Genomic DNA, 23,665 nt, shown 5'->3' on the forward strand with positions numbered 1-23,665 from the left:
ACGTTAAAGGAGGTGCGAAACAGTAATGTTTGTTAAAAAAGGCGATAAAGTAAAAGTTATCACTGGTAAAGATAAAAACAAAGAAGGCGTTGTCTTAGCAGCGTTTCCTAAACAAGATAAAGTTATCGTTGAAGGTGTCAACGTCGTTAAAAAACACCAAAAACCAAACCAAGCAGCCCCACAAGGTGGAATCCTTGAAGTGGAAGCGCCAATTCATGTTTCTAATGTAATGGTGATTGATCCTTCAAACGGAGAAGCTACTAAAGTTGCGTTTAAAGAAGTCGACGGCAAAAAAGTCCGCGTTTCTAAAAAAACAGGTGAAGTTTTAGATAAATAAAAATTGCGGAAGGAGGGCTTACTGAATGAACCGCCTGAAAGAAAAATATATTAAAGAAGTAACACCATCATTGGTGGAAAAATTTAATTACAGCTCAGTTATGCAAACACCTAAAGTTGATAAAATCGTTATCAACATGGGTGTGGGTGATGCAGTATCAAATGCTAAAAACTTAGACAAAGCTGTTGAAGAATTAGCATTAATCACTGGTCAAAAACCACTTATCACAAAAGCTAAAAAATCTATCGCTGGATTCCGTTTACGTGAAGGAATGCCAATCGGTGCGAAAGTAACGCTACGCGGCGAAAGAATGTACGAATTTTTAGATAAATTAGTAACAGTTTCTTTACCTCGTGTACGTGACTTCCACGGTGTCAGCAAAAAAGCTTTCGATGGTCGTGGTAACTATACTTTAGGTATTAAAGAACAATTAATCTTCCCAGAAGTTGATTATGATTTAGTAGATAAAGTACGCGGTATGGACATCGTAATTGTTACAACAGCGAACACTGACGAAGAGTCTCGCGAATTGTTGGCACAATTAGGTATGCCATTCCAAAAATAATATAAGGAGGCGAACTACGTGGCTAAAAAATCAATGATTGCTAAAAACAAACGTCCTGCTAAACATTCAACACAAGCTTATACTCGTTGTGAACGTTGTGGACGTCCACATTCAGTTTATCGTAAATTTCATCTTTGCCGTATTTGCTTCCGCGAACTTGCCTATAAAGGTCAAATTCCCGGCGTGAAGAAAGCTAGCTGGTAAACAAGTAAACTCGCATAAAGGAGGTAAATAGTTCAATGGTCATGACAGATCCAATTGCAGATTTTCTAACTCGCATTCGTAATGCGAACATGGTTAAACATGAAACTTTAGAAGTACCTGCTTCAAAAATCAAACGTGATATCGCAGAAATCCTGAAACGTGAAGGATTTATCCGCGACGTAGAATACATCGAAGATGACAAACAAGGCGTAATCCGTGTTTTCCTAAAATATGGTAAAAACGAAGAACGTGTTATCACAAACTTAAAACGTATTTCTAAACCAGGTTTACGTGCATACGTAAAAGCTGACGAAGTACCAAAAGTATTAAACGGTCTAGGAATTGCAATCATCTCTACATCAGAGGGTGTAATTACTGACAAAGAAGCTAGAGCGAAAAATATCGGCGGCGAAGTAATCGCCTACGTATGGTAATTCTAAAAAATACACAAGGAGGTGTCTCTAAGTGAGCCGTATTGGTAATAAAGTTGTTGTTCTTCCTGCTGGTGTTGAAATCAAGCAAGACGGAAACAACATTACAGTTAAAGGACCTAAAGGTGAATTAACACGCGAATTTTCTTCTGATATCAAAATGAACATCGAAGGAAACGAAGTGACATTCACTCGTCCAAACGATTCAAAAGAAATGAAAACAATCCACGGAACAACTCGTGCAAACTTCAACAACATGGTTGTTGGTGTTTCTGAAGGTTTCCAAAAAGCACTTGAACTTATCGGGGTCGGATACCGTGCCCAAGTACAAGGCAACAAATTAACTTTAAACGTTGGTTATTCTCATCCTGTCGAAATGACAGCACCAGAAGGCGTAACATTTGAAGTACCTGCGAACACACAAGTTATCGTTAAAGGCATCAACAAAGAAGTTGTTGGTGAATTAGCTGCTAACATCCGTGGCGTTCGTCCTCCAGAACCTTATAAAGGCAAAGGGATTCGCTATGTTGGTGAATTTGTACGCCGTAAAGAAGGTAAAACTGGTAAATAATAACAGCTGTGTAGAAAACAGAAGTCAACAACAAGCAACTGTCATTTTATGGGATTTTTCCAATAAAATGCTTTTGTCTTGTCTGCCAGCTTCTCTTTTCCGTAATCTGCTGACTGCTTGAAATATTAGTAGTAAACATTAAATCAAAGAGGTGAAAATTGTGATTACAAAACCAGATAAAAACAAAACACGTCAAAAGAGACATCGTCGTGTACGTAACAAAATCTCTGGTACTGCTGAGTGCCCACGCTTGAACATTTTCCGTTCTAACAAAAACATCTACGCGCAAGTCATTGATGACGTAGCGGGTGTGACGCTAGCAAGTGCCTCTGCCTTGGATAAAGAAATTTCAGGTGGAACAAAAACAGAAACAGCTGCAGCTGTTGGTAAACTAGTTGCTGAACGTGCCGCTGAAAAAGGCATCAAAAAAGTAGTCTTCGACCGTGGTGGATACCTTTACCATGGCCGCGTGCAAGCTTTAGCTGAAGCTGCTCGTGAAAATGGACTAGAATTTTAGGAGAAGGAGGAACACCATTCATGGTTTATATTGATCCAAAACATTTGGAATTAGAAGACCGCGTTGTAGCGATCAACCGTGTAACAAAAGTTGTTAAAGGTGGACGTCGTTTACGTTTCGCAGCTTTAGTTGTTGTCGGTGACAAAAACGGACACGTTGGTTTCGGTACTGGTAAAGCACAAGAAGTACCTGAAGCTATCCGTAAAGCAATCGAAGACGCGAAGAAAAACTTAGTTGAAGTGCCTATGGTTGGTTCTACTATCCCGCACGAAGTAATTGGCGTATTCGGTGGCGGCCGTATCCTTATGAAACCTGCAGTAGAAGGTTCTGGGGTAGCTGCTGGTGGACCAGTTCGTGCCGTATTGGAATTAGCTGGTGTAGCAGATATTACATCTAAATCACTAGGTTCAAACACACCTATTAACGTTGTTCGCGCAACTGTTGAAGGTCTAAAACAATTAAAACGTGCCGAAGAAGTGGCAGCACTTCGCGGTAAATCTGTAGAAGAAATTATCGGTTAAGGAGGACAAAAATAATGGCTGAATTAAAAATTACTTTAAAACGCAGTGTTATCGGACGTCCTCAAAACCAACGTGCTACAGTTAAAGCGTTAGGTTTAGGTAAAGTGAATAGTACTGTTACAAAACCTGCCAATGAAGCAATCAAAGGTATGGTTAACACTATTTCACATTTAGTGGACGTAGAAGAAGTTTAAGATTTATAGATTTGTAATAGAAGATTGCTTAAGGAGGTGCCAAACCTATGAAACTTCATGAATTAAAACCTGCTGAGGGCTCACGCCAAGTACGTAACCGTGTTGGACGTGGTACTTCATCTGGTAATGGTAAAACAGCTGGCCGTGGACAAAAAGGGCAAAAAGCCCGTTCAGGCGGTGGTGTTCGTTTAGGATTTGAAGGGGGTCAAACTCCATTATTCCGTCGTTTACCAAAACGTGGGTTTACAAACATTAATCGTAAAGATTACGCTGTTGTGAACTTAGATACTTTAAACCGTTTTGAAGATGGAACAGAAGTAACTCCTGTTGTCCTAAAAGAAGCAGGAATCGTTAAAAACGAAAAAGCGGGAATCAAAGTTCTTGCAGATGGTGAGTTAACGAAAAAATTAACTGTGAAAGCAGCTAAATTCTCGAAATCAGCACAAGAAGCTATCGAAGCTGCTGGTGGTTCAATCGAGGTGATCTAATTGTTCAAGCTATTAAAGAACGCCTTTAAAGTCAAAGACATTAGATCAAAAATCTTATTTACAGTTTTAATCTTGTTTGTATTTCGCCTAGGTGCGCACATTACTGTGCCCGGGGTGAATGCAAAGGGATTGTCTGATTTAAGTAGCTTACCCTTTTTGAATATGTTGAATATGGTGAGTGGTAGTGCCATGCAAAACTTCTCTATCTTCTCGATGGGGGTTTCGCCATACATTACAGCCTCTATTATTATTCAACTATTGCAAATGGATATTGTACCTAGATTTGTAGAATGGTCAAAACAAGGGGAAGTTGGGCGTAAGAAATTAAATCAAGCAACAAGATATCTAACGATTGTCTTGGGTGTGGCTCAGTCAATGGGGATCACTGCTGGTTTTAATAGCTTAAGTCAAACTGGGATTGTCAACAATCCAACCTTAGGTACCTTTGTGATGATTGCAGTTATTTTAACTGCTGGGACGATGTTTGTGACTTGGATGGGTGAACAAATTACAGAAAAAGGAATCGGAAATGGTGTTTCAATGATTATCTTTGCCGGGATTATTTCTCGTTTGCCAGGAGCAGTCAAAGAAATCTATGAAGATTACTTCGTCAATATCGAGTCTTCTCGTATTTGGCAATCTGTTATTTTCATTGCAATCTTAGTTATTGCTATTTTGGTGATTGTTACAGTCGTAACGTTCTTCCAACAAGCAGAACGTAAGATTCCAATCCAATATACAAAACGTGTTTCTGGTGCACCAACAAGTAGTTATTTACCGTTAAAAGTAAATGCTGCTGGGGTTATTCCAGTTATCTTTGCCAGCTCGTTAATTGCAACACCAAATGCCATTTTACAAGCTTTCTCATCAAAATTCGCTGGTGAAAATTGGTATGACATTATGACAAAAATCTTTAGTTATAACACAGTTCCAGGGGCAATCATCTATACTGTCCTAATCGTTGCGTTTACGTTCTTCTATGCATTTGTTCAAGTAAACCCTGAGAAATTAGCGGAAAACTTACAAAAACAAGGAAGCTACATTCCAAGCGTGCGACCAGGTAAAGGTACAGAAGAATATGTATCTGGCGTGTTAATGAGATTAAGTGTTGTCGGCTCAATTTTCCTAGGACTTGTTGCTTTACTTCCAATCATTGCGCAAATGGTTTGGAACTTACCTCAATCAATCGGTTTAGGTGGAACAAGTTTACTAATCGTTATCGGGGTTGCATTAGAAACAACGAAACAATTAGAAGGATTAATGATGAAACGTCAATATGTCGGCTTTATCAATAAGTAAGAATCGAGTGTTGAGGTTTTACCTCAGCACCATTCTCACATATGGCTAGCTTCATAAGCCGGTCTTTAAAATTAGGAGGAGAATATATGAACCTCATTTTAATGGGATTACCTGGAGCAGGTAAAGGCACCCAAGCAGAAAAAATCATTGATACGTATGGCATTCCACATATTTCTACTGGAGATATGTTCCGTGCAGCAATGAAAAATGAAACTGCCTTGGGCCTAGAAGCGAAATCTTATATCGATAAAGGTGAACTGGTTCCTGACGAAGTAACAAACGGAATTGTTAAAGAACGCCTTGCTGAACCAGATACAGACAAAGGATTCCTATTAGATGGTTTCCCACGTACACTGGATCAAGCAAAAGCATTAGATACAATGCTTAAAGAATTAAACAAAAAAATTGATGCTGTCATTGACATCCATGTAGAAGAAGATGTATTAATCGAGCGTTTAGCTGGACGATTCATCTGTCGCACATGTGGCGCAACGTATCATAAATTATTCAACCCGCCAAAAGTTGAAGGCACTTGTGATCGCTGTGGCGGACATGAATTCTACCAAAGAGAAGATGATAAGCCCGAAACGGTTAAAAATCGTTTGGCAGTCAACATTGAAAGTAGCGCACCAATCTTAGCTTTCTATAAAGAACAAGGCTTGATGCATACAATCGATGGCAATCGCGAAATCGATACTGTTTTTTCTGATGTGAAAAAAATCATTGACGAAAACTAATTTCCAATTGCCCGCAGTTTAACCCTGTTGATGTATTCAGTTTCTCTTGCCAAAACATAACTAAATATGGTAGAATATATCAGTCCGACTTCTACAGTTTTGTGACATCAAAATGAATAACGAAGTTAGTTGAGAATTTCTAGGTGGGAGCTGGAGTTTCCGCCGTTTTATCGTGTGAAAACGCGAAACAAGTACAAGGAGGTACTGTGCGTGGCAAAAGAAGATATGATTGAAGTCGAAGGTACAGTCGTCGAAACTTTGCCGAATGCAATGTTTAAAGTCGAACTAGAAAATGGACACCAAGTTCTTGCTACTGTTTCAGGTAAAATCCGTATGCACTACATCCGTATCTTACCTGGTGACAAAGTAACAGTTGAATTATCACCGTATGATTTAACGCGTGGCCGTATTACTTATCGCTTTAAATAATTGTACTCCGTAAAACCACAGGAGGTATTATCATGAAAGTAAGACCATCAGTAAAACCAATGTGTGAACATTGTAAAGTAATTCGCCGTAAAGGACGTGTTATGGTTATTTGCCCAGCAAATCCAAAACATAAACAACGTCAAGGATAATTAGGAGGTGTAACGAATAATGGCTCGTATTGCAGGAGTAGACATCCCTCGTGACAAACGTGTAGTAGTTTCTCTTACTTACATTTATGGTATTGGTAACACTACAGCTAAAAAAGTTTTAGCAAACGTTGGCGTATCTGAAGATGTTCGTGTACGTGATTTAACAAACGAACAAACAGATGCGATTCGTGCGGAAATTGATAAGTTAAAAGTTGAAGGGGATCTTCGTCGTGAAGTGAACTTAAACATCAAACGCTTGATGGAAATCGGTTCATACCGTGGAATCCGTCACCGTCGTGGATTACCAACTCGTGGACAAAACACGAAAAATAATGCACGTACTCGTAAAGGCCCTACTAAAACAGTAGCAGGCAAGAAAAAATAATTCCTAAGTGAAGGAGGTTAGAACTTCATGGCAGCAAAAAAAGTTAGTCGTAAACGCCGTGTCAAAAAGAATATAGAATCAGGTGTAGCACATATCCATTCTACATTCAACAATACAATCGTAATGATTACTGATACACATGGTAATGCATTAGCATGGTCATCAGCAGGATCATTAGGCTTTAAAGGAAGCAAAAAATCAACTCCTTTTGCCGCTCAAATGGCTGCAGAAGCCGCAACTAAAGTGGCAATGGAACATGGACTTAAAACTGTAGACGTAACAGTTAAAGGACCTGGTTCTGGACGTGAAGCAGCAATTCGTTCATTACAAGCAACAGGTTTAGAAGTGACTGCAATTCGTGACGTGACTCCAGTTCCTCATAATGGATGCCGCCCTCCAAAACGCCGTCGTGTTTAATGAGCGCCACTCATTCTGAGTTTGAATTAGGAACGTCATTGAACAAGACACTTTTCGTTTTGAAAGGGGTATAGATAAGAATGATTGAATTTGAAAAACCAAGAATCGAAAAAATTGATGAAAATAGAGATTATGGTAAGTTCGTCGTTGAACCATTAGAACGCGGTTACGGAACTACTTTAGGTAACTCTCTACGTCGTATTTTATTGTCTTCTTTACCAGGAGCTGCAATTACGAATATTCAAATCGATGGTGTTTTACACGAATTCTCAACCATTCCAGGTGTACGAGAAGACGTAACACAAATTATTTTGAATATTAAAGGCTTAGCATTGAAATTATATGCTGAAGAAGAGAAAACCCTTGAGATCGATATTACAGGACCCGCTACCGTGACTGCCGGCGATATTATCGTGGACAGTGATGTTGAGATCCTAAATAAAGATTTAGTTATCTGTAGTGTTGCTGAAGGAGCTACTTTCCATGCTCGCTTAACAGTGAAACCTGGTCGTGGCTATGTTCAAGCAGACGAAAACAAAAAAGAAGATATGCCAATCGGTGTACTTCCAGTTGATTCCATCTACACACCCGTTCGTCGTGTTAACTATCAAGTAGAAAATACACGTGTTGGTCGTCGTGATGATTTCGACAAATTAACAATGGAAATATGGACAGATGGTTCAATCATTCCTCAAGAAGCACTAAGTTTAGCTGCGAAAATCATGACTGAGCATTTAGATATCTTTGTAAACCTTACTGACGAAGCGAAAAACGCTGAAATCATGGTGGAAAAAGAAGAAACTCAAAAAGAGAAAATGCTAGAAATGACGATTGAAGAACTTGATTTATCAGTTCGTTCATATAACTGTTTAAAACGTGCAGGCATTAATACTGTACAAGAACTTACAAACAAATCTGAACCAGAAATGATCAAAGTACGTAATTTAGGTCGTAAATCTCTTGAAGAAGTAAAACTTAAATTGCATGATCTAGGATTAGGATTACGTAAGGACGATTAAGACTTTTACGAAGTTTCCAGTCCTGCTTAACAGCAGTGGCTCGTGAGAACAGAAACGAAGGAGGGAACCCAACGTGAGTTACCGTAAATTAGGACGCACATCAAGCCAACGTAAAGCTATGCTACGTGATATTACAACTGATTTAATCATCAACGAACGCATCGTAACTACTGAAGCTCGTGCGAAAGAAGTACGTTCAACTGTAGAAAAAATGATTACTTTAGGTAAACGTGGAGATCTTCATGCACGTCGTCAAGCAGCTACTTTCGTTCGTAATGAAGTTGCTAGTGTTCGTGAAGAAGATGAGTCTATCGTTGTTGAATCAGCTTTACAAAAGCTATTTAACGATTTAGGACCTCGTTTCGCGGAACGCCAAGGTGGTTACACTCGTATCTTGAAGACAGAACCAAGACGCGGCGATGCAGCACCAATGGTAGTTATCGAATTTGTTAAATAATTAATAAACCGATCACTTTATAGATGTTTCTTTTAGAGTGTTATGATGTTGGAGGCGACTCCGAGTCTAGCTCTGCTTTCCCTGCTAAAGATGGCTTTAGCAGGGGAGCACTCATCATATAAAGGTGATTTTTTTTTGCTTTGGGAAAACGCTGTTTTCTCAAAGCTTTTTTGTTTCTTAAAAGCATTGCAGAAGCTTTTCCGGTTTGTTATACTGATTATTAATTGGAATTTTCAGATAATTAAACAATCTGAGTTAGTAGAAGGGGGAATTATATGTCGCAAATGTTTGCTTTTTCGTTGCTGATGGTTATTTTATACATTGGTGATGTAGTTTCTATCAAAACAAAAGCTTGGATTCCATCTGTTTTTGTTTGTGGTGTTTTATTTATTCTTGGTTATTGGACTATTTTTCCACAAAATATTGTGGAAGTGGCAGGGATTCCTACAGTGGTTGCCACTTTATTAATGTATCTGTTGATTACTAATATGGGCACTCTGCTCTCTGTTAAAGAATTGGTTAATCAATGGAAAACGATTGTGATTGCTTTGTCAGGTATTCTGGGCATTATTGCCTTGTTATTAGCTGTAGGGACTTTTGTTTTTGACTTAAAAACAGTTTTAGTTGCAATCCCGCCGTTAGTAGGAGGTTTAGTTTCTTCATTAGTAATGTCAGAAGCGGCTCAATCAGCTGGTTTAGCCTCACTTTCAGTTTTGGCAATTTTAATTTATGTCATTCAAGGGTTTGCTGGTTATCCCTTAACTTCAATTGTTCTAAAAAAAGAAGGAAAGCGGAAGCTTCAAGAATATCGAGCAGGGACATGGCAGCCGGTTCATGAACAAGAGGGGCAAGAAACAGGAGCAGAACCAGATGTGCCTAAACTATTTGAAAAAGTACCCAAACGATATCATACAGATTATTCACGAATTTTACGTTTAGCCTTAGTTGCCACACTCGCTTATTATGTTTCTGTGTGGACGGCACCGTTTGTGACGATTAGTCCTTTTGTGCTGTGTTTATGTTTTGGCGTGATTGCAACGTCTTTAGGCTTTTTAGAAAAGCAACCATTGCAGAAAGCAAATAGCTTTGGTTTTGCGATTTTAGGGTTAATGCTTTTTGTCTTTGATGGCTTAAAACAAGCCACACCTGAAATGTTGATGGATTTATTTTTACCAATGATTGGGATTATTGTGATTGGTGTTATCGGGATGTACATCTTTTCAGCAATTGTTGGTCGTGTATTAGGTGTGAGTAAAGAGATGGCATTCGCTGTTTCGTTGACAGCTTTATATGGCTTTCCAGCCGATTATATTATTACTAATGAAGTGATTCAATCATTGACAGAAGATGAACAAGAACAGGCGGCTTTAACGAGCCATTTAATGCCACCGATGTTAGTGGCAGGTTTCGTAACAGTTACCATTGTTTCGGTTATTTTAGCGGGTATTTTTTCAAGTATTTTATTAAGTTTGTAGAAACGGGGCGTAAGTATGAAAAAAATCAAAGCACTAGTCAAGCAGCATTCACAAGAAATGATTGCTTTTCGACGGGATTTACACCAACATCCAGAATTACAATTTGAAGAATTTCGAACGACAGAAAAAGTCGCGGCAGTTCTTGATCAATTAGGAATTACTTATCGCAAAACAGAACCGACGGGTTTAATTGCTGAAATTGTGGGCGGCAAACCAGGCCGAGTGGTTGCGCTGCGGGCGGATATGGATGCCTTACCTGTACAGGAATTAAATGAAGATTTAGCTTATAAATCTTTAGAAGCTGGCAAGATGCATGCATGTGGGCATGATTCCCATACCGCGATGTTAGTAACAGCGGCTAAAGTATTAAAAGAAATCCAGGAAGAACTTCAGGGAACAGTAAGGTTAATTTTTCAACCATCTGAAGAAAATGCGCAAGGTGCTAAAGCAATGGTTGCGCAAGGCGCAATGACCGGTGTTGATGATGTATTTGGCTTACATATCTGGTCACAAATGCCTGTAGGAACCGCTTCGTGTCGAGTGGGCTCAAGTTTCGCATCCGCAGATATTTTTTCTGCTGATTTTAAAGGCCAAGGTGGCCATGGTGCTATGCCAAACGCTTGTATTGATGCGGCAGTCATAGCTTCTTCTTTCGTGATGAATCTGCAAACGATTGTTTCTCGGGAGACAGATCCTTTAGATCCAGTAGTTGTCACGATTGGACGGATGGATGTGGGGACCCGTTTTAATGTGATTGCTGAGAATGCACGTTTAGAAGGAACGGTTCGTTGCTTTAGTGTAGCAACGCGTAATCGAGTAGAACAGGCGCTGCAACGCTATGCGGAACAAACAGCCGCTATTTACGGTGGGACGGCTTCGTTAGATTATCAATATGGAACGTTGCCAGTGATTAATGATGAGCAGGATGCCTTGTTTGCCCAAACACTAATTAAGGAAAATTTTGGTGAAGCGGCCTTAAGACAAGAAGAGCCGACAACCGGTGGTGAAGACTTCAGTTATTATACTGAACATGCTTCTGGTTGTTTTGCCTTAGTGGGAAGCGGTAATCCAGAGAAAGATACGGAATGGGCACATCACCATGGTCGTTTTAATATTGATGAAGATGCGATGGCAATGGGTGCTGAGTTATATGCCCAATATGCGTTTGAATATTTGAAGACACATTTTTAAAAGAAAATCAGTAACTTCTTGTTTTATGAGAACAAGAAGTTATTTTTATGAAAAATAGACCTGTCAAGACAGATAAGAGCTCCCATAATGACCGTTCTTTTGGTATAATAAAAAATAGTGTGAAGAATCAGAACAGATGATTGAAAAAACGCTACTTTTTTGGTAGTGTTAGAAAGAATAAATAGATTGAGGGAGTACGCGATGCAACCAATCATTGAACTAAATAATATCCAATTTAATTATCAACCAGAAGATGCTTCTCCCGCTTTAAAAGATGTGTCTTTTTCCATTCAACAAGGCGAATGGGTCGCTATTATTGGCCATAATGGTTCTGGTAAATCAACGTTAGCCAAAACGATCAATGGGCTGTTACTGCCAGCTGCTGGGACTATCAAAGTTGGCGGCAAAGAATTAAATGAAGCAAACGTCTGGGATATCCGGCGTATGGTAGGAATGGTCTTTCAGAATCCAGATAACCAATTTGTCGGTTCAACAGTCGAAGACGATGTGGCTTTTGGTTTAGAAAATCAAGGTATTCCGCGTGATGAAATGGTCGAACGTGTTCACGATGCATTAGAACGGGTTCGTATGTTAGATTTTGCCAAGCGAGAACCTGCTCGGCTATCTGGCGGCCAAAAACAACGAGTAGCTATCGCTGGTGTGGTTGCTTTGCGACCAGATATTATTATTTTAGACGAAGCGACAAGTATGTTAGATCCAGAAGGTCGTGCAGAAGTAATTGCTACCATTCAAAAGATTAAAGAAGAAAGCAATTTAACAGTTATTTCTATTACCCACGATATTGATGAAGCGGCTAATGCGAATCGTATTTTAGTGATGCGCCAAGGACAATTGACAAACGAGGGAACACCAGAAAAGATTTTTTCTGCAGGAGAAGCGCTTGTTGAAATGGGCTTGGATTTACCGTTTCCTGAAAAATTAAAAGTAGCTTTGAAAGAGAGTGGCGTTGTTGTGCCAACGAATTATTTAACAGAAGAAGGGATGGTGGATTGGTTATGGACATCCGTTTTAAACAAGTAGATTTTACTTACCAACCCAATACTCCTTTTGAGCAACGGGCATTATTCGATATTAATTTAACGATTCAAGACGGCTCTTATACAGCGATTGTCGGACATACTGGCAGTGGCAAATCAACGTTATTACAACATTTGAATGCTTTGGTGAAACCAACTAAAGGCCAAGTGACAATTGGAGAGCGTGTAATTACGCCAGAAACTGATAATAAGAATTTAAAACCAATTCGTAAAAAAGTTGGGATCGTTTTTCAATTTCCAGAAGCACAATTGTTTGAAGAAACAGTGGAGCGAGATATCGCTTTCGGACCGAAAAACTTTGGTGTTTCAGACGAAGAAGCGAAAAAATTAGCTAAGAAAATGCTTGATTTAGTCGGCTTAGATGAAAAATACTTACAACATTCTCCGTTTGAGTTATCAGGTGGTCAAATGCGCCGTGTCGCAATTGCTGGTGTGCTAGCGATGGAACCAGAAGTCTTAGTATTAGACGAACCGACTGCTGGTTTGGATCCTAAGGGTCGTAAAGAAATGATGGAGATGTTTAGTCGTCTGCATAAAGAACACAATATGACCATCGTTTTAGTGACACATTTGATGGATGATGTGGCTAATTACGCAGATCATGTGATTGTTTTAGAAAAAGGACAAATCGTCCGAGCGGGAGCACCACAAGAAGTGTTTCAAGAGACACAATGGCTGAAAGAAAAACAATTAGGCGTGCCAACTGCAGCCGAATTTGCTGAAAAATTAGTGGCAAAAGGCTTTTCTTTTGAGCAATTACCATTAACGGCCGATCAATTAGCCGATCAGCTTCTGAAAAAAATGCAGGAAGCAGGTGAGGCAAAATGATGAATAAATTGATTTTTGGGCGCTATATTCCAGGTGATTCTTTTATCCATCGTTTAGATCCGCGCGCAAAATTATTAGCTAGTTTTTATTTTATTGGAATTATCTTTTTAGCAAATAATTGGCAGAGTTATGTTTTAATAGCAGCCTTTACTGCTTTTGCTATTTCATTATCAAAAATCAGCGCCCGCTTCTTTATCCGCGGTGTTCGGCCATTATTATGGCTAATTCTGTTTACTGTGGCTCTTCAAACCTTGTTTACACAAGGGGGGGAAGTGTACTTTCAGTGGGGAATTATTTCCATTACCCAGTTTGGTGTGACGAATGGGCTATTTATTTTCTGTCGTTTTGTTTTAATTATTTTCATGTCAACGTTATTAACTTTAACGACGGCACCATTAGAGTTATCAGATGCAATTGAATATTTGTTACGCCCACTTCGTGTGGTGAAATTTCCAGTTCATGAAGTTTCATTGATGTTATCAATTGCCTTACGTTTTGTCCCAACATTAATGGATGAAACGGAAAAGATTATGAATGCCCAACGTGCCCGTGGTGTTGATTTTGGTGAAGGAAACTTACTTCAAAAAATGAAAGCTATTGTTCCACTTTTGATTCCGCTTTTCGTAAGTAGTTTTAATCGTGCGGAAGACTTAGCGACTGCTATGGAAGCAAGAGGTTATCAAGGTGGCGAAGGACGGACAAAATACCGCATTCTTCATTGGCACCTACGAGATACAATAGTAATGTTTGGCTTTGTCTTGTTAACCATTGGCTTATTTGTATTAAGAACTTAGAAAAGGTGAAGAAAAATTATGCCCCGCTATAAAGCAATCATTGCCTATGATGGCACTCATTTTCATGGCTTTCAAAAGCAGCCTAATGAGCGTACCGTTCAAGAAGAAATAGAAAAAACGTTAGCACGCATGAATAACGGACACTCCGTGACGGTTTTTGGTTCAGGACGAACAGATGCAGGTGTTCATGCAATGGGCCAAGTGATTCACTTTGATTATCCGCAGGAACGTCCGTTGGAAAAAATGCGCTTTGCGTTAGACACACAAACACCAGAAGACATTGCTGTGCGAAGCGTGGAACGTGTTTCAGAAGACTTTCATGCACGTTATCACGTGATCGAAAAAACCTATCAATTTAAAGTGGATATTGGCAAACCGCGAAGTCCATTTCGACGTTTTTATGCTAGTTATTTTCCGTATCCCATTGATCTCGAAAAAATCCAACAAGCTTTGCCTGATTTATTAGGCACCCATGATTTTACCTCTTTCTGTGCCTCAGGAAGTTCGGTAGAAGATAAAGTCCGAACCATTCATGAAGCCAGTGTTCATGTCAATGAAAAGGGGGATGAATTAACATTCACTTTTCGGGGCGATGGTTTCTTGTACAAAATGATTCGGATTTTAGTTGGTACGCTATTGAAAATCGGCAATGGGCGGCTGGAACCAACCGCGATTCCAGCAATTATCGCAGCCAAAGATCGAAATTTAGCAGGTCCGACTGCTCATCCAGAAGGATTGTATTTAGCAGAAGTGAAATATGAAAACTAAAAAGACGCAGACCTTACAAGAAAAGTGTAGTGACCCCAAAAAGTTAGACTTTTATAGAGTGGATTTTTCCACTCTATTTTTTATGCAGTTTTTTGATTGAATTGTCGAAATTCTACTGGGCTTTTCCAGTTAAGTTTTTCCTTGATTCGGTGATGATTGTAATAATAAATGTAGTTCTCAATTGCTTCTCTCAATTCATTTTGACTTTGATAGATTTTTCCATAGTACACTTCTTGTTTTAGGATACTGAAGAAATTCTCCATAGGAGAATTATCTAAACAGGTTCCTTTTCGAGACATACTTTGAAAGATATTGTTGTCCTTTAATGTTTGTATATAGACATTCATTTGATAAGCCCAGCCTTGATCAGAGTGAAAGGTGCGCCGATAGGGACAATCATTTGTTTGAGAAATTGCTTCTTTCAGACCTCCCATAACTGTTTTACCATTTGGTTGAGTAGAAAGGCTATAGCTTAGAATTTCACTATTATACATATCCATAAATGGATCTAAGTATAGTTTTTTCTGACGAAAGATGCCTGCGTTATCTGCTTCAAAGTACTTAAATTCAGTTGTATCAGTTGTAATTTTTTGATGAGGAACAGAAGTTTTAAATCGGCGACGAATCAAATTTTTAGCGATTTTACCAACGGTTCCTTTATAGGAATTATATTTTCTGGATTTCTTAGTAAAAGCTTTGACTTGTAACTTTAACTTTTGTATTAATCGCTGGACTTTCTTTTTATTCACTTGAAATCCACGTCGTTTCAATTCTTGGGTCATCCTTCTATAGCCATAATGTTGATGTTTTTTACGAATCGCTTGAATTTCTTCTTCAATGATTTGTGTTGAAGCTGTTCTGTCGAGGCGTTTTTGCCAGTACATGTAAGTAGATTTTGGAAACCTTAGGGTTTCCAAAATATCTTTTAATCGAAAGTGTCTTCGGAGACTGTGAATGATTCGTGCGATTCGTTCATTTTTTGTTCGTCCTCTAAACGCAGTCTCCTCAATTCTTTTAAATAGGCATTCTCAATTTTTAACATTCTATTTTCTTTTTCTAGTTTCTCTACTTGAGATCGTTCACTTGGTAGTGGTTGGGGTTCATTTCGTTTCTTTTTAGACATGGTAGGTGGACGTCCTTTCTGTTTAGAGAGTCCCTCTATACCAAACTTCTGATACGTTCTAAGCCAATTCGCAATCAATGATGGATTGTTCATTTTTAGAAGATTAGCTACTTCTTGATAGGACAACTCTGTTGTTAAATATAACTCTAACGCATCTAGCTTAAATTGAACAGAGTAATTCTTATTTTTTCGACTGCGAAGTAGGCCTTCTTCACCAAGTTCTTTATAGGCATTTATCCATTTGCTTATTTGAGAACTATCTTTAAACCCATACTTCTTTGCGAGAAACCTTAGACCTCCTTGACCAGATAAGTAGTCATGAACAAGTTTAAGTTTAAATTCAAAACTGTATTTTGCCATACAAAAAAACCTCCAAAAGTTAGATTTCTAGGTCTAACTTTTGGGGGTCGGCTCAAAGGTCTGTGTCTTTTTAGTTGCAAAATTTAGATGTATTTAACAGCTGTCCCGTAAGCCACGACAGATTGCATGTCTGTGCCAATTGTGCCAGAATCAAAACGCATCATCACAACGGCATCTGCACCTAATTTAGAGGCTTCTGCTTTTAAACGTTCGATTGCTTGGTCGCGTGCTTCTCGTTGCATATCAGTGTAACCTTTGATTTCACCGCCAACTACGCTTTTTAGTCCAGCACCTAAATCTTTAAACATATTTTTAGAACGTGTGGTTAACCCGAAAACTTCTCCAATAATTTCATATTCTTGACCGCTAATTCTCTCGGTTGTTGTAACTAACATGGGCAATTTCCTCCAGTACTTGTTGGTAACTTCAATTTACCATAGTCAAGAGTTTGGTACAACGAATATACATAAAAACGACACTAGAAAAGATGCGCTTCCGCATTTTTTCTAGTGTCGTTTTGGTAAGAATTAATCAAGAATAGGATCTTTTTTAGAAATCATGACCCAAACCCAACTAATTAGAAAAGCAACCGTTGCTGGAACGACCCAGCCCATGCCAATAGTGAACAATGGTAAGTATTGGCCGGCTTTTTCTAAAAGCGTTGTTACAAACGCCGTATCTTTGATAAAGGCAGGCGCGCTATTTAATGCATCTAAAACAGCAGCAATCAATGTGATATAGGTCGTTGCTTGATAGACTTCCCGTCGATGTTTGAAAATAGGACTGATGATTACCAAAAGCATTAAAGTAATCGCTAATGGATAAAGGAACATCAAGACTGGAACGGCAAATTGAATGATGTTGGTTAAGCCGACATTTGCAAAAATAGCTGGTAAAATAACAACAATTGCCAAGAATTTTTGATAGGAAACTTTCGGAAACATTTCTTCAAAAGTCTCAGAAAAGGCTGTGCTTAAGCCGATACCGGTTTTTAAACAAGCAAGAACTACGATAAAAGCCAGTAAAATACTCCCTGGTAGGCCTAAATAGTAATTGGCAATTTGGGCTAAGGCAATCCCGCCGTTTTCACTGATTGGAAAAGCCCCGATACTCATTGTTCCCATATAAGCAAGTAAGGTATAGATAATCCCCATCAATACAACACTGAAAGCACCTGATTTAATCATTCCTTTAGCGATATCTCCTGGTTTTTCGACGCCCATATTTCGTAAAGTGGAAACGACAACAATCCCAAAAGCTAATGAAGCTAAAGCATCCAACGTATTATAACCTTCTGTAAATCCTTTAAAAAAAGGACTTGAAATATAATTTTCACCAACAGCGGCACTGGCCACATGACCTAATGGTTTTACAAAGGCTAAAACAATCAAAATTCCTAGCAATGCTAAAAATAACGGATTTAAAAATTTACCCACATAATCTAAGATTTTACTTGGCTTTCTAGAGAAGAGCCAAACAGCTAAGAAAAATAATGCGGAAAAACCAGCAAGAACCAGCCATTGCAAGTCTTTAGGAACAAATGGTGCAAGACCAATCTCAAAAGAAGTAGTTGCTAACCTTGGTAAAGCAAAGAAAGGACCAATCGTTAAATATAATAGTAAGGTAAAAATAAGAGCATAACGACGATTAATCCGAGAAGCTAAGTCAAAAACACCTGAACTTTTAGAAACACCCATAGCAATGACACCAAGAAAAGGTAAGCCAATTCCAGTGGCTAAGAAGCCCAAGTTTGCTAAAAAGACGGAAGCCCCCGCTTCTTGTCCCATATGTACAGGGAAAATTAAATTTCCAGCACCGAAAAACAAACCGAATAACATTGAACCAACGTATAGATAATCACGCCAAACTAACTTTTTTTGCATAGATTCACACTCCTTAATATTGTCTTATTATTTAAAATAACAGAAGAAGAAACAGAGAGCAACCAGTTTTTATAGAAAACATTGGTTTTCTTATTTTTCTATGAAATAAGCATACTGATAATCATCACAATAGTGTCCATTTATATAAAATTCTTCTTTAAAATGTGCTTCCTGCACAAAATCATGTTTTTCATAGAATCGAATGGCTTCTTGATTGGTAGCCATTACTCGCAAACTCAGCTTATGAATCCCGCTTATCTGGGCCATCTCTTTGACATACGACAACAAAGAACCACCAATCCCTTGTCCTTGGAAATCTGGCGAAACGCCAATACTTAGTAGCCATTGCTTTTGATGAGCTGCTAACGAAGTGGGCGGATGGACTTCAATAAATCCAGCGAGTTGTTGTCCGCTGATGGCAACAAAAATCGTTTCATCTTTCATTTTTTCCTGATATGCCGTAAGCGAGAGTGGTTGTATCTCGGCAGGGGTATTCTTTTTTGTCCAAATGATTTGATCCAAGGCATGTAATGCGGGCCAATCTGCTTCGGCAACTAAGCGAATAGTGAGTGAGGTAGACAAGATAATAGGGCTCCTTTTTCTGAAATTTTAAAATATAAAAAGACTATAGCATTTATTGTCTGAAAATTCAAATACTTTTAAAACGAAAAGAAAAATGGCTGCACCTTTTCGAGAAAATCAAAATATGCTACCATAGCTACCAGAGGATAGATGGTAAAAAAGAATCTATCTAAATGGAGGGTATGTTTGTGAAAAAAATGGCAGTATATTGTGGCGCCAGTCTGGGGAATGAGCCAATCTATCAGCAAGCTGCAGTAGCGTTAGCCGCTTGGATGAAAGAAAATCACTATGATCTAGTTTATGGCGGTGGCAATGTTGGTCTAATGGGTACAGTGGCTGATACGCTTTTGGCAGAAGGTGGAGAGGTAATTGGTGTCATGCCCACTTTTTTAATGGAACGAGAGATTGCACATAATGGCATTACAAAGATGCATACAGTCAGTGATATGCATGCGCGTAAGAAAAAGATGATTGAATTGGCAGATGTATATTTAGCTTTACCCGGTGGGCCCGGCACGCTAGAAGAAATTAGCGAGGTGATCTCTTGGGGCCGGGTCGGTGAACATATGAATCCTTGTATTTTATACAACGTGAATGGTTACTATGATTTATTAGCTGCTTTTTTTGATAAAATGGTAGAAACTAGTTTCTTAACAGAAGCGGATCGAGCTAAAATTTTCATTTCAGATTCCTTAGAAGAAATTGGTGCATTTATTGATTCTTATGAACCGCCAATGATTCGTCAATACAAAAAATAACAAAAGAGGCAGTCACTCTAACCAGAATGACTGCCTCTTTTTTACTAGTTTTTCGTTAAAATCCGATGTAAGAACTCTTTTGTCCGAGCTTCTTTTGGATGGACAAAAATATCTTCAGCGGTCCCTTCTTCCGCAATGACACCTTTATCCATGAAAATAACACGATCGGATACGTCCCGCGCAAATTCCATTTCATGTGTTACAATCACCATTGTTAGCCCTGTATGGGCAAGATTTTTCATCGTTTTTAGCACTTCGCCAACCATTTCAGGATCCAATGCAGAAGTTGGTTCATCGAAAAGTAAAACATCTGGATCCATTGATAATGCTCGAGCAATGGCTACCCGTTGCTTTTGTCCACCAGATAATTGAGCAGGTTTGGCATCAATAAAACGAGCCATGCCAACTTTTTCTAAATTTTCTAAGGCAATTTTTTTGGCTTCTTCTTTGTTTCTTTTTAGGACAGTCATCTGACCAGAAGTACAGTTTTCTAAGACATTCATGTTATTAAATAAATTGAATGATTGGAAAACCATACCTAAATGGGTCCGATATTTGGGCAAACTATAACCACGTTCTAAAACATTTTTACCATTATAGATGATTTTGCCATCTGTTGGTTTTTCTAACAAATTAATACAACGTAGTAACGTTGATTTACCAGAACCAGAAGAACCGATAATGGTGACAACTTCTCCTTTATTGACGTTCATATTGATATCTTTTAATACTTCGTTTTCGCCAAAGCTTTTTCGTAAATGTTCAATTTCAATAATTGCACTCATTTATTTGCCTCCTAGCTTTCTTTTCCTTCTTCAGTTAATTCTTCTACTTTAACGTAAGCAGAAGGGCCATCCATTTTACGTTCCACAACACGTAAGATTCGTGTGATCACAAAAGTCATTACCAAGTACATGATGCCGACAATTGTAAAGGTTTGGAAGAACTGGAAGTTTGCGCCAGAAGCAGCATTCCCTTGGAAGAATAAATCTGCGACACCGATAACACTTAACACGGCCGTATCTTTGATATTAATGACAAATTCATTCCCTGTTGCAGGTAAAATATTACGTAATACTTGGGGAATAACGACTTTACGCATTGTTTGTCCATGGGTCATCCCAATCGCTTGTGCTGCCTCGAATTGTCCTTTATCCACTGCGAAAATACCTCCGCGAACAATTTCAGACATATAGGCACCAGTATTCACAGAAACGATAAATAGTGCGGCCACTGTTCGGTCTAAAGAGATGCCAAAAGCTAGAGCTAAACCATAGAAAATAACCATTGCTTGAACCATCATTGGTGTACCACGGAAAACTTCAATATAAATAGAAAGAATTAAATTTCCTAATTTTTGGAAGAAACGAGCGACTGGGTTTTCAGAATCTGGAATTGTACGGAAGACACCAATTAGTAAACCAAGGGTTGTTCCGACGACCGTCCCGATTAACGCGATAAATAGCGTTAAACCAGCACCACGTAAAAACATGTCGCCATATTGATTCCAAATATTTTTGAAATCGTTAATAAGTCCTGTTTTTTGTTCATCACTATCTGTTGCTGCAGGTTGATCCTTGATTGCTTGGTCCATAATTTTTGTCCGTTCATCTTGAGAAATACCTGCTAAAATTTTGTTTACTTTTTCAATGTCAGGATCGCCTTTACGCATGCCGACTGCTACTTGTGAGTCTTCAGCGCTAGCATCAAAGCCATTTTCTTTTGGAAATTCTAACATTTTTAATTCTTTATTGACACTAGTTGCTGTTATGCCTTCAGGGCGTTCACTAACATACCCATCAATCATGCCAGAAGCAAGTGCTGTTCGCATAGCTGAAAAGTTATCCATTGCTTGCTGTTTATTGACATTTGGAATTTGATCAATTAATCCGTAGTGGAATGTATTTAGTTGAGCTGTAATTTTAGCATCAGCTAAATCTTTCAAGCTTTTTGCATTAGCGTATTTGCCATCTTTTTTAACAATTACGACAAATTGTGATTCATAATAAGGGTTTGTAAAAGCAATTTCTTTTTTTCGTTCAGCGGTTGGGCTCATTCCGGCGATAATGGCATCAATTTTTCCAGATTGTAAGGCGGGCGCCAAGCCGTCCCATTTGGTTTGGACGATTACTAATTTACGACCTAAACCATCAGCAATTTTTTTAGAAATTTGAACATCATAGCCGCCTGCATAAGAGTTGCCTTGAATAGGCACTGCGCCATGTGCATCATTTTTCTGTGACCAGTTAAAAGGGGCGTATCCAGCTTCCATGCCGACACGAAATTCACCATTTTCCTCCGCCGAAGCGTTGGTTGTCATGCCAAGTAACGAAAATAGCGTGACAAGTAGTAGACTGAATGAAAAAACTTTTTTGTTCATCTTTTTCTCTCCTTTAAATTTCTTGTCTGATTGATCGTTTTGTCTTTTTTCAATCAACAAGCTTTGATAATCAGCTGAGCAAAAGCGATTCTGTCTTTTTAAAGGAGAATACTTCTGTCACAACCTATTTTTGAATACAAAAAAACAACCAAACAGATGTAAGGTTGCTAGGTAATGTCGAAAAAAATTCCTCAACGAAACATAGCACAACTTAGCATCACTACTAAGACAGTCCGCAAGCTCTTAACTTACGTCCCAACACACAACAGAAGAGGCTCCGTTATGCATTTCGGCGATTGATCCTAAACTTGCTTCCCAGTGTCCTCTCACTCCACAAGCGTAATAAAAACCGCGACCTCTACCTCTTTTTTGAGGCACTATTCAGTTATTAAATTCAGTTATTAATTTTAGGATAAATCCAGAAGAAAGTCAATATGTTCCAGCAAAGGAATTTATCAAGAGGACACAAACACCATGAAATTAGCGTAACATTTTCCCTACGAAATAGAAACTAATACGAAAAAAGCAACCATTCCTAAAGGAACAGTTGCTTTTTACTTAAGCTTTGACAGCTTTTGGTTCACGACCTAAAATAGCTTGAAGAACAGTCAATACACCTAAAGAAGCTAAAATTGTATAAATTAGACTTGAGTAAGTTAAGATACCGAAATCCCAAGTTTTGTAAACTAATAAAACAATTGCTAAGGCGATAATAGCGATAACGTTGAAGAACGCAAAAGCCCAAAGATTTCCGTTTTCTTTACGAGAAAGATAAAAAACAGAGAACCAAATGCTTAAAACGCCCCAAGCGATGCAGGCAATAATTGCAGCCCAATAAATAATAAATGCGACCATTGTTGTTTCACCTCACTTTTACTCATGCATATTTTACCACGAGTTGAGAAATTTGTCACAAACTCTTTCAAGATAAATCAATATATAGGTAAGAAGTTTTCAAAAAGTGGAAAAACTTTTGGTGCTAATGTTAAAATACGTTATAATATAGAAGATTAGGAGCTGAATCGATATGCAAAATATCACGCAAGCTGAGGCAATTCATTGGTTGGCAACCCAACAAAAAATCACATTTTTAACAGGTGCGGGTATCTCGACAGCCTCAGGTGTGCCAGATTATCGTTCCTTAAAAGGTGTCTATCAAGGAATCCAGCAACCGGAATACTTATTGAGCCGGACTTGCTTAAAAACAGAGCCAGAAAAGTTTTATCAATTCGTTAAAACGCTCTATCATCCAGACGCACAACCTAATATCATTCACCAGAAAATGGCCCAATTAGAGGAAATGAAACGGGGAAAAATTGTTTCACAAAATATTGATGGGCTTCATCGAAAAGCAGGTAGCCAAGAAGTGGTGGACTTTCACGGTAATTTATATGAATGTTATTGCCAAACTTGTGGTGCAACGGTTCCTTGGCAAGACTATTTGCTTAGTGATCGGCACGCAGACTGTCATGGACAAATCCGTCCAGCTATTACTTTGTATGAAGAAGGATTATCCGAAGAGGCAATCGAAAAAGCCATTCAGGCCGTTGCTTCTGCCGACTTAATCGTGATTGTCGGCACGAGTTTTCAAGTGCATCCATTTTGCGATTTGATACATTATAAACAACCAACGGCAGCTATTTTAGCCATTAATCAAACGCCGCTATTTTTACAACAACCTTATTATTTTTTAGAAGCGAAAGCCGAAACGATATTTGCAGAATTAACGATAAAGGAGTAACGGA

The 23,665-nt window shown here is 38.6% G+C and carries 32 protein-coding genes, 1 pseudogene and 1 riboswitch; of the genes and pseudogenes, 26 read left to right on the plus strand and 7 right to left on the minus strand.

The genetic code is table 11. The features are described from left to right. Window positions 1-25 precede the first annotated feature (25 nt). The 24 genes from rplX to truA all read left to right on the plus strand — a co-directional run bounded on the left by rplX (window position 26) and on the right by truA (window position 14,834). The gene (rplX, locus tag IGJ24_RS00780; RefSeq protein WP_002356212.1) at window positions 26-337 is read left to right on the plus strand and encodes a 50S ribosomal protein L24; all 312 of its coding nucleotides are present in this window, start codon (window positions 26-28) and stop codon (window positions 335-337) included. A 25-nt stretch (window positions 338-362) separates the two neighbouring features. Further along, window positions 363-902, plus strand: a complete 540-nt coding sequence (gene rplE, locus IGJ24_RS00785) for a 50S ribosomal protein L5 (RefSeq protein WP_002356213.1) — start codon at window positions 363-365, stop codon at window positions 900-902. Between the two features lie 18 nt (window positions 903-920). Continuing rightward, window positions 921-1,106 (plus strand): type Z 30S ribosomal protein S14, encoded by a 186-nt coding sequence (locus tag IGJ24_RS00790; protein WP_002356214.1) that lies wholly within the window; start codon window positions 921-923, stop codon window positions 1,104-1,106. 35 nt (window positions 1,107-1,141) lie between these two features. Next, complete coding sequence (gene rpsH / locus IGJ24_RS00795; RefSeq protein WP_002356215.1) at window positions 1,142-1,540, plus strand: 30S ribosomal protein S8; 399 nt, start codon at window positions 1,142-1,144, stop codon at window positions 1,538-1,540. 31 nt (window positions 1,541-1,571) lie between these two features. Continuing rightward, entirely contained in the window at window positions 1,572-2,108 is a 537-nt protein-coding gene (gene rplF / locus IGJ24_RS00800; protein WP_002356217.1) for a 50S ribosomal protein L6, read from the plus strand. A gap of 160 nt (window positions 2,109-2,268) precedes the next feature. Then, window positions 2,269-2,625, plus strand: a complete 357-nt coding sequence (gene rplR, locus IGJ24_RS00805) for a 50S ribosomal protein L18 (protein ID WP_002356218.1) — start codon at window positions 2,269-2,271, stop codon at window positions 2,623-2,625. Window positions 2,626-2,645: 20 nt separating this feature from the next. Continuing rightward, window positions 2,646-3,146 (plus strand): 30S ribosomal protein S5, encoded by a 501-nt coding sequence (gene rpsE / locus IGJ24_RS00810; protein WP_002356219.1) that lies wholly within the window; start codon window positions 2,646-2,648, stop codon window positions 3,144-3,146. A 14-nt stretch (window positions 3,147-3,160) separates the two neighbouring features. Beyond that, window positions 3,161-3,340, plus strand: a complete 180-nt coding sequence (gene rpmD, locus IGJ24_RS00815; protein WP_002356220.1) for a 50S ribosomal protein L30 — start codon at window positions 3,161-3,163, stop codon at window positions 3,338-3,340. Window positions 3,341-3,387: 47 nt separating this feature from the next. After that, a complete protein-coding gene (rplO, locus tag IGJ24_RS00820; protein WP_002356221.1) occupies window positions 3,388-3,828 on the plus strand; it encodes a 50S ribosomal protein L15 in 441 nt (146 codons plus the stop codon). Further along, window positions 3,829-5,127, plus strand: coding sequence for a preprotein translocase subunit SecY (secY, locus tag IGJ24_RS00825; RefSeq protein WP_002359350.1), 1,299 nt, complete (start codon window positions 3,829-3,831; stop codon window positions 5,125-5,127). An 86-nt stretch (window positions 5,128-5,213) separates the two neighbouring features. Further along, entirely contained in the window at window positions 5,214-5,864 is a 651-nt protein-coding gene (locus IGJ24_RS00830) for an adenylate kinase (protein ID WP_002356223.1), read from the plus strand. 210 nt (window positions 5,865-6,074) lie between these two features. Further along, complete coding sequence (infA, locus tag IGJ24_RS00835; protein ID WP_002356224.1) at window positions 6,075-6,293, plus strand: translation initiation factor IF-1; 219 nt, start codon at window positions 6,075-6,077, stop codon at window positions 6,291-6,293. A 32-nt stretch (window positions 6,294-6,325) separates the two neighbouring features. Further along, complete coding sequence (rpmJ, locus tag IGJ24_RS00840) at window positions 6,326-6,442, plus strand: 50S ribosomal protein L36 (protein ID WP_002288710.1); 117 nt, start codon at window positions 6,326-6,328, stop codon at window positions 6,440-6,442. 19 nt (window positions 6,443-6,461) lie between these two features. Then, window positions 6,462-6,827 (plus strand): 30S ribosomal protein S13, encoded by a 366-nt coding sequence (gene rpsM, locus IGJ24_RS00845; RefSeq protein WP_002356225.1) that lies wholly within the window; start codon window positions 6,462-6,464, stop codon window positions 6,825-6,827. A 27-nt stretch (window positions 6,828-6,854) separates the two neighbouring features. Further along, the gene (rpsK, locus tag IGJ24_RS00850) at window positions 6,855-7,244 is read left to right on the plus strand and encodes a 30S ribosomal protein S11 (protein ID WP_002356226.1); all 390 of its coding nucleotides are present in this window, start codon (window positions 6,855-6,857) and stop codon (window positions 7,242-7,244) included. Between the two features lie 80 nt (window positions 7,245-7,324). Beyond that, window positions 7,325-8,263, plus strand: a complete 939-nt coding sequence (locus IGJ24_RS00855) for a DNA-directed RNA polymerase subunit alpha (protein ID WP_002356227.1) — start codon at window positions 7,325-7,327, stop codon at window positions 8,261-8,263. A 73-nt stretch (window positions 8,264-8,336) separates the two neighbouring features. Continuing rightward, a complete protein-coding gene (gene rplQ, locus IGJ24_RS00860) occupies window positions 8,337-8,720 on the plus strand; it encodes a 50S ribosomal protein L17 (protein WP_002356228.1) in 384 nt (127 codons plus the stop codon). 45 nt (window positions 8,721-8,765) lie between these two features. Further along, window positions 8,766-9,026 carry a hypothetical protein gene (locus IGJ24_RS00865; RefSeq protein WP_002390254.1) on the plus strand — a complete coding sequence of 87 codons (261 nt, stop codon included), beginning with the start codon at window positions 8,766-8,768 and terminating at the stop codon, window positions 9,024-9,026. Beyond that, window positions 8,996-10,195: a DUF819 family protein gene (locus IGJ24_RS00870; RefSeq protein ID WP_002356229.1), complete on the plus strand. Its 1,200-nt coding sequence runs from the start codon at window positions 8,996-8,998 to the stop codon at window positions 10,193-10,195. Before IGJ24_RS00865 ends, IGJ24_RS00870 begins: the two co-directional genes overlap by 31 nt. A gap of 15 nt (window positions 10,196-10,210) precedes the next feature. After that, window positions 10,211-11,386: a M20 family metallopeptidase gene (locus IGJ24_RS00875; protein WP_438775343.1), complete on the plus strand. Its 1,176-nt coding sequence runs from the start codon at window positions 10,211-10,213 to the stop codon at window positions 11,384-11,386. Between the two features lie 201 nt (window positions 11,387-11,587). Beyond that, window positions 11,588-12,427 carry an energy-coupling factor ABC transporter ATP-binding protein gene (locus IGJ24_RS00880; RefSeq protein WP_010822446.1) on the plus strand — a complete coding sequence of 280 codons (840 nt, stop codon included), beginning with the start codon at window positions 11,588-11,590 and terminating at the stop codon, window positions 12,425-12,427. Beyond that, on the plus strand, window positions 12,403-13,272 hold the full coding sequence (locus tag IGJ24_RS00885) for an energy-coupling factor ABC transporter ATP-binding protein (RefSeq protein WP_002381364.1): 870 nt from the start codon (window positions 12,403-12,405) through the stop codon (window positions 13,270-13,272). Before IGJ24_RS00880 ends, IGJ24_RS00885 begins: the two co-directional genes overlap by 25 nt. Continuing rightward, a complete protein-coding gene (locus IGJ24_RS00890) occupies window positions 13,269-14,066 on the plus strand; it encodes an energy-coupling factor transporter transmembrane component T family protein (protein WP_002373841.1) in 798 nt (265 codons plus the stop codon). The genes IGJ24_RS00885 and IGJ24_RS00890 overlap by 4 nt, the downstream gene beginning before the upstream one ends. A gap of 18 nt (window positions 14,067-14,084) precedes the next feature. After that, window positions 14,085-14,834 (plus strand): tRNA pseudouridine(38-40) synthase TruA, encoded by a 750-nt coding sequence (truA, locus tag IGJ24_RS00895; protein WP_002396128.1) that lies wholly within the window; start codon window positions 14,085-14,087, stop codon window positions 14,832-14,834. Window positions 14,835-14,914: 80 nt separating this feature from the next. Here the strand turns inward: truA and IGJ24_RS00900 are convergent. From IGJ24_RS00900 to IGJ24_RS00915, 4 genes and pseudogenes are all read right to left on the minus strand, one after another. Then, window positions 14,915-16,317 (minus strand): annotated as a pseudogene (locus tag IGJ24_RS00900) (IS3 family transposase). 83 nt (window positions 16,318-16,400) lie between these two features. Then, a complete protein-coding gene (locus IGJ24_RS00905; RefSeq protein WP_002381365.1) occupies window positions 16,401-16,712 on the minus strand; it encodes a heavy metal-binding domain-containing protein in 312 nt (103 codons plus the stop codon). A 132-nt stretch (window positions 16,713-16,844) separates the two neighbouring features. After that, entirely contained in the window at window positions 16,845-18,200 is a 1,356-nt protein-coding gene (brnQ, locus tag IGJ24_RS00910; RefSeq protein WP_002361550.1) for a branched-chain amino acid transport system II carrier protein, read from the minus strand. Between the two features lie 90 nt (window positions 18,201-18,290). Beyond that, window positions 18,291-18,782: a GNAT family N-acetyltransferase gene (locus IGJ24_RS00915; RefSeq protein ID WP_202562405.1), complete on the minus strand. Its 492-nt coding sequence runs from the start codon at window positions 18,780-18,782 to the stop codon at window positions 18,291-18,293. Window positions 18,783-18,955: 173 nt separating this feature from the next. Between IGJ24_RS00915 and IGJ24_RS00920 the strand changes: the two genes are divergently transcribed. After that, entirely contained in the window at window positions 18,956-19,540 is a 585-nt protein-coding gene (locus IGJ24_RS00920; protein WP_002383869.1) for a TIGR00730 family Rossman fold protein, read from the plus strand. A gap of 44 nt (window positions 19,541-19,584) precedes the next feature. Here IGJ24_RS00920 and IGJ24_RS00925 read toward each other — a convergent pair whose 3' ends face one another. From IGJ24_RS00925 to IGJ24_RS00935, 3 genes are all read right to left on the minus strand, one after another. Then, a complete protein-coding gene (locus IGJ24_RS00925; RefSeq protein ID WP_002356242.1) occupies window positions 19,585-20,325 on the minus strand; it encodes an amino acid ABC transporter ATP-binding protein in 741 nt (246 codons plus the stop codon). Between the two features lie 11 nt (window positions 20,326-20,336). Next, window positions 20,337-21,920, minus strand: coding sequence for an ABC transporter substrate-binding protein/permease (locus IGJ24_RS00930; RefSeq protein ID WP_002381368.1), 1,584 nt, complete (start codon window positions 21,918-21,920; stop codon window positions 20,337-20,339). A 194-nt stretch (window positions 21,921-22,114) separates the two neighbouring features. After that, window positions 22,115-22,289, minus strand: a riboswitch (Lysine riboswitch). A 189-nt stretch (window positions 22,290-22,478) separates the two neighbouring features. Then, window positions 22,479-22,775 (minus strand): hypothetical protein, encoded by a 297-nt coding sequence (locus IGJ24_RS00935; RefSeq protein ID WP_002356244.1) that lies wholly within the window; start codon window positions 22,773-22,775, stop codon window positions 22,479-22,481. A 172-nt stretch (window positions 22,776-22,947) separates the two neighbouring features. Here IGJ24_RS00935 and IGJ24_RS00940 point away from each other — a divergent pair, with 172 nt between their 5' ends. Then, on the plus strand, window positions 22,948-23,661 hold the full coding sequence (locus IGJ24_RS00940; RefSeq protein WP_289865874.1) for an NAD-dependent protein deacylase: 714 nt from the start codon (window positions 22,948-22,950) through the stop codon (window positions 23,659-23,661). The last annotated feature ends 4 nt before the right edge of the window (window positions 23,662-23,665 follow it).

This window comes from Enterococcus sp. DIV0546 (assembly GCF_051712785.1).
GTDB lineage: Bacteria > Bacillota > Bacilli > Lactobacillales > Enterococcaceae > Enterococcus > Enterococcus faecalis.